6 protein-coding genes are annotated in these 5,246 nt (G+C 48.6%); 5 read left to right on the top strand and 1 reads right to left on the bottom strand.

Features of this window, described 5'->3' with window-relative positions:
* Positions 1-522: dihydroxy-acid dehydratase (locus tag HA494_07185; GenBank protein NHV97550.1), on the bottom strand; the 522-nt coding region annotated here is incomplete at its 3' end.
* Between the two features lie 210 nt (positions 523-732).
* On the opposite strand from HA494_07185, the gene HA494_07180 reads away from it, so the two are divergent.
* The 5 genes from HA494_07180 to HA494_07160 form a co-directional block, all read left to right on the top strand.
* A complete protein-coding gene (locus HA494_07180; protein ID NHV97549.1) occupies positions 733-1,095 on the top strand; it encodes a hypothetical protein in 363 nt (120 codons plus the stop codon).
* 205 nt (positions 1,096-1,300) lie between these two features.
* Positions 1,301-3,001: a biosynthetic-type acetolactate synthase large subunit gene (gene ilvB, locus HA494_07175; protein NHV97548.1), complete on the top strand. Its 1,701-nt coding sequence runs from the start codon at positions 1,301-1,303 to the stop codon at positions 2,999-3,001.
* Between the two features lies 1 nt (position 3,002).
* Positions 3,003-3,485 (top strand): acetolactate synthase small subunit, encoded by a 483-nt coding sequence (gene ilvN, locus HA494_07170; protein ID NHV97547.1) that lies wholly within the window; start codon positions 3,003-3,005, stop codon positions 3,483-3,485.
* Positions 3,486-3,501: 16 nt separating this feature from the next.
* Positions 3,502-5,019 carry a 2-isopropylmalate synthase gene (locus HA494_07165; GenBank protein ID NHV97546.1) on the top strand — a complete coding sequence of 506 codons (1,518 nt, stop codon included), beginning with the start codon at positions 3,502-3,504 and terminating at the stop codon, positions 5,017-5,019.
* 23 nt (positions 5,020-5,042) lie between these two features.
* A partial coding sequence (locus HA494_07160) for a hypothetical protein (GenBank protein NHV97545.1) occupies positions 5,043-5,246 on the top strand: 204 nt, incomplete at its 3' end.

The raw sequence follows: 5,246 nt of genomic DNA, 5'->3' as shown, positions 1-5,246 counted from the left end.
GTTCATCGAGTTTGCTGTGAAGAGACCGGCACAAGAGCCGCAGCTTGGGCAGGCTGCCTCCTCGATTGCTTCCAGCTCTTCGAGTGAGATAAGACCTTGATGGTATGCTCCAACTGATTCATAAACGGTTGAAAAGTCTATTGCCCTTCCATCTTTTAATCTACCCGCTGGCATAGGTCCGCCACTCAGAAAGATCGTAGGGATATTGAGTCTAACCGAGGCCAATAGCAAACCTGGCACGATCTTATCGCAACTCGCTAAGCAGACTAGTGCATCGAAGCAGTGTGCTTGAACCATCGTCTCCACAGAATCCGCTATAAGTTCACGCGACGGTAGGGAGTACCGCATACCCAGATGCCCCATGGCTATGCCATCATCCACCGCTATTGTGTTGAATTCAAAAGGCACCCCACCAGCTTCTCTAACTGCTTGCTTAACGACTTCAGCCAAACCCTTTAAGTGTATATGGCCCGGCACTATGTCGGTGTAAGAGTTCGCTATACCTATAAAGGGCTTCCGCATATCCTCATCCTTCACACCAACCGCTCTTAAGAGGCTCCTATGGGGCGCTCTATCAGCACCCGTTTTGATCGTGTCACTTCTCAACAGACTGCACACCTAAGCCTCTCTGCAAGTAGCATCCTATATTAATTGCTTTATGTTTGCTTCCAATCTGAAGACACCATCTTTATCAGCAAGCTTAAAATATTGTTTAGCGGCTTTCTCTAGAATATGGGTTATACGGTAGCTAGCATTAAGCTCTACAACCCGAAGGATGAGTCCCTGAAGGAGGAACTCGAGCTTTTAGTCGATACTGGTTCAACCTATAGTTGGATAAAGCGTGAAAGGCTTGCAAAGATAGGAGTAAAGAGTATGGGCAGAAGAGGGTTTAGAAGCGTAGACAACCGTATTCTTGAGCGTGAGATCGGTGAGGCGGTTGTTGAGTGCTTAGGTAGAAGAGCGACAACCATCGTCGTTTTTGCCGAAGAAAAAGATAGCGAAGTTTTAGGTCTACACGCCTTAGAGGGCTTAGGTCTTGAGATAGACCCTGTAAGTAGAGTCCTAAGAGAGTCTGAAGCGATACTTGCGCTGTAAGCTATAGTAGATTAACATTTGAGAAGGTTTATTAACCGATGCTTCTAAAGCATATGTGCTGGGCTTGATGAGCGAGCTGCCGACACCGAAACCAATTGTATTGAGTGGTTTGGTAGCGGTGCAGCTCGTGTTGTTGCTCGTATCTTAAAGCCCGCATCTCTATCCTCGAGGTGTGGGTTCGGTATGCAGGTGGAGTGTGTGAATTATGGTTGAAATGACTGGGGCGGAAGCGGTTGTAGAGGCTCTTAAACGTGAGGACGTTTCGGTCATCTTCGGCATACCCGGTGGTGCGAACCTACCTATCTACGATGAACTGTATGATAGCGGCATAAGATCAATCCTCTGTAGGCATGAGCAGTCGGCAGCCCATATGGCAGATGGTTATGCCAGGGCGAGCGGTAGGGTTGGTGTATGTATGGCGACGTCTGGTCCTGGTGCGACTAACTTAGTTACAGGCATCGCAACAGCATATATGGATTCCTCGCCGATAGTCGCCATAACAGGTCAAGTCCCTAGAGCCATGATAGGAAGAGACGCTTTTCAAGAGGTTGATATAATAGGTATAACGACAGCCATCACAAAATATACCTTTCAGCCGATGAAGGCTGAGGATATACCATCGGATATCAAGAAAGCATTCTACATAGCCTCAACTGGCAGACCAGGACCAGTGCTCGTGGATATTCCGAAGGATGTTCAGCAGGAGAAGGCGGAGATGGAATTCCCGGAGAGGGTTACTATAAGAGGGTATAAGCCCGTGGTAACCCCTCACCCTCTTCAAGTAGAGAAGGCAGTGGACCTTCTCCTATCCGCTGAGAGACCAGTACTCTGGGGAGGGGGTGGGGTGAACCTTTCAAACGCTCACGAGCCGTTTAGGAAGATCGCTGAGCTGCTGATGGCGCCTGTTGTCACTACGTTAATAGGTAAGGGTGCTTTCCCTGAGAACCATCCTCTTTCGCTCGGTCCAATAGGCATGCATGGTACTGCCGAAGCGAACAGGATTGTACTTGAGGCTGATTGTCTGCTGGCTGTGGGGGTGCGCTTCTCAGATAGATCTACAGGTAGATTCGACGAATTCTGCCCAGACGCAAAGATCATACATGTAGATATCGATCCCTCTGAAATTGGCAAGAACAAGAAGGTTCATCTACCTATTGTTGGCGACGCAAAGGTTACATTAGAGCAGATTTACGAGAGGCTCAGGGCTAGGATAGCGCAGCAGAGGGAAGACTCTCCTTGGATGAAACGCATTCAAGAGGTAAGGGAGGAGGTCAGAAGAAACGCTAAGCTAGACAGCTCAAACAACCTCTTGAGCGTGCAGGTCATAAAGAAGATCAGAGAACTGCTGCCACCTGAAGGTATACTTACTACAGAAGTTGGGAAGCATCAGATGTTTGCAGAAATACACTATAAGGTCATAAAACCGAGGACTTGGATAACGTCAACCGGATTGGGCACAATGGGCTTCGGCTTCCCAGCCTCGATAGGCGCTAAGGTTGCAAAGCCCAGTGTGCCTGTTGTGGATCTCGCGGGGGATGGTAGCTTCTGTATGACTGAGAACTCGCTTGCCGTCTGTGTTGAGGAGGGGATACCAGTTGTAGTTGTGATTTTAGATAATAGGTCTCTTGGCATGGTTGAGCAGTGGCAGAGGATCTTCTACAATCGAAGATACTCTTCAGTAAGATTCGGTAGCACACCAGACTTCGTAAGGCTTGCCGAAGCGTATGGTGCGGTTGGTATAAGGGCGACTACCATCGAAGATTTCGAGAAGGCGTTTAACCACGCTCTACTAAGCGAAGTTGTAACCGTTATCGATGTCCCAGTAAACCCTGAGGAAGATGTCTACCCCTTCGTACCCCCCGGCTCTGGGTTGAAGGATATACTGTACGGTCCGGAGGAGTTGTAGAATGAGTGAAAGCTACATTATTTCAACGATCGTTGAAAACAAGCCTGGGGTACTCTTCAGGGCTTCGAATATGTTTAGGCGCCGAGGTTTTAATATTGAGAGCATAACTGTTGGTCCGATAGAGCAGCCTGGGTTATCTAAGATGACTATAGTGGTGAATGGTAACGAAGATACGGTTGAGCAGCTCGTTAAGCAGCTGGCTAAGCTTATTGATGTGATAAAGATAGTCAGACTTGAGCCTAAGAGTTCTGTTGTGCGTGAGCTGGCTTTAATCAAGGTTAACGCTCCGGATCAGAGGGCTAGGGCTGATCTGATGAACTATGTGCAGATCTTTAGAGGGAAGGTGGTTGATGTGGGGGATGGTACCTTAACTATTGAGGTCACAGGTGACTCAGATAAGATAGATGCTTTCATAAAGATCGTCACATCCTTCGGGATACGCGATATCTCCCGTACAGGTGTGACAGCGATCCCTAGAGGCTAAGAAGGAGGGTTCTAGGTTGGCAGATAGGTGCATAAGAATCTTTGACACAACACTTCGCGATGGTGAGCAGACACCTGGAGTAACGTTAACACCTGAAGAGAAGCTGGAGATAGCGAAGCAGTTAGATAAGCTCTGTGTGGACACCATCGAAGCAGGTTTTCCCATCGCATCTAAAGGTGAGGCTGAGGCTGTGAAGCTTATTGCTAAAGCTGGATTGAACGCTGAAGTCTGTGGACTCGCCCGTATGGAGAAGGCGGATATAGATGCCGCATTGGATGCTGGCGTCTCCTGCATACACCTATTCATAGCGACCTCAGACATACACCTCACATATAAGCTGAAGATGAGCAGGCAGCAAGCGCTGGAGAAGGCGATCTGGGGTGTGGAATACGCTAAGAAGCACGGAGTTATTGTAGAGTTTTCGGCTGAAGACGCAACCAGAACAGACCTGCAGGCTCTGAAGGAGTTCTATAAAGAGGTTGTTAAGGCTGGTGCAGATAGAGTGGATATACCAGATACCGTTGGCGTTTCAACACCAGCTAGGATGGCACAGATAGTGAGAGAAGTGAAGAGCGTGGTGAATGTACCCATTGCTGTGCACTGCCACAACGACTTTGGGTTGGCTGTCGCAAACTCTCTTGCGGCTGTTGAAGCCGGGGCTTCGGAGGTTCACGTTACAGTTAATGGTTTGGGTGAGAGGGCGGGTAACGCTTCATTAGAAGAGGTAGTCATGGCGCTGCACAACCTTTATGGGATAAAGACGAGGATCAACACCAGAGCCATATATGAGACAAGCAGACTAGTATCAAGACTCACAGGCGTTTTAGTGCAGCCGAATAAAGCAATCGTCGGTGATAACGCGTTTGGGCACGAATCTGGCATACATACGCACGGTGTGCTCGCTCTACCCTTCACCTACGAACCCCTTGACCCAGAAGTCGTAGGTAGAAAGAGGTGGCTTCAAGCAGGGAAGCATGCTGGCAGTCACGGCATAAGAGCACAGCTTCAGGAGATGGGTTTCTCTCCTACAGATGAGCAGCTCGCCCAAATAGTTAACATGGTGAAGGAAATCGCTGATAAAGGTAAGACGTTGACCGACTCAGACATAGAGGAGATCGCGCGCTCCGTACTTAAACTCTCTGAAGAAGAGGAGAAGGTTCTGCAGCTTAACGACCTAGCGGTTATGACTGGTATTAACGTTGTTCCCACTGCTTCGGTTAAGCTTACTCTCGATGGGGGGGTGTATGTCGCTTCGGCAACTGGTGTCGGCCCTGTAGATGCCGCTGTGAAGGCTATCCAAAGTGTGACTGAGAAGGTTGCAAAGATATCGCTAAAGGAGTATAGGCTGGAGGCTTTAAGCGGCGGCTCAGACGCTATGGCTGAGGTAATAGTTAAAGTAGGAGACAACGAGGGTAACATATCCTCTGCAAGAGGGGTGGGCGACGACATCGTCGTAGCTAGCGTACAGGCGCTCATAAAAGGTATGAATAAGCTCTTGGTAAAGCAGAAGAAAGCGAAGAGCAGCTTAAAATAACCCTCCAAATTTAACTACATCTAATGTCTAGCGAGCAGAGACCTTACGCAGCATTTATACTTACATTGGCAGGAGGAGCTCTAATCTTCTCAAACGGGTTGGTATTCGTCTTAGCCGCACGTGGGATCAGCCGCGTGCTAGAGTATGTTATGAACGCAAGTGGCTTATCTGTAGGTGTTGTTTTGGCGGTTCAGCAGATGCTGCTTTCTTTAAGTGTAGTCGGGTTG

Source organism: Nitrososphaerota archaeon (assembly GCA_011605775.1).
GTDB lineage: Archaea > Thermoproteota > Nitrososphaeria > Nitrososphaerales > JAAOZN01 > JAAOZN01.
This window is presented reverse-complemented; position numbering and strand designations above follow the sequence as displayed.

Excerpts from the sequence above, each read along its gene's own strand:
- HA494_07180 (NHV97549.1), top strand. The coding sequence starts at position 733 with ATGGGTTATACGGTAGCTAGCATTAAGCTCTACAACCCGAAGGATGAG.
- ilvB (NHV97548.1), top strand. The coding sequence starts at position 1,301 with ATGGTTGAAATGACTGGGGCGGAAGCGGTTGTAGAGGCTCTTAAACGT.
- ilvN (NHV97547.1), top strand. The coding sequence starts at position 3,003 with ATGAGTGAAAGCTACATTATTTCAACGATCGTTGAAAACAAGCCTGGG.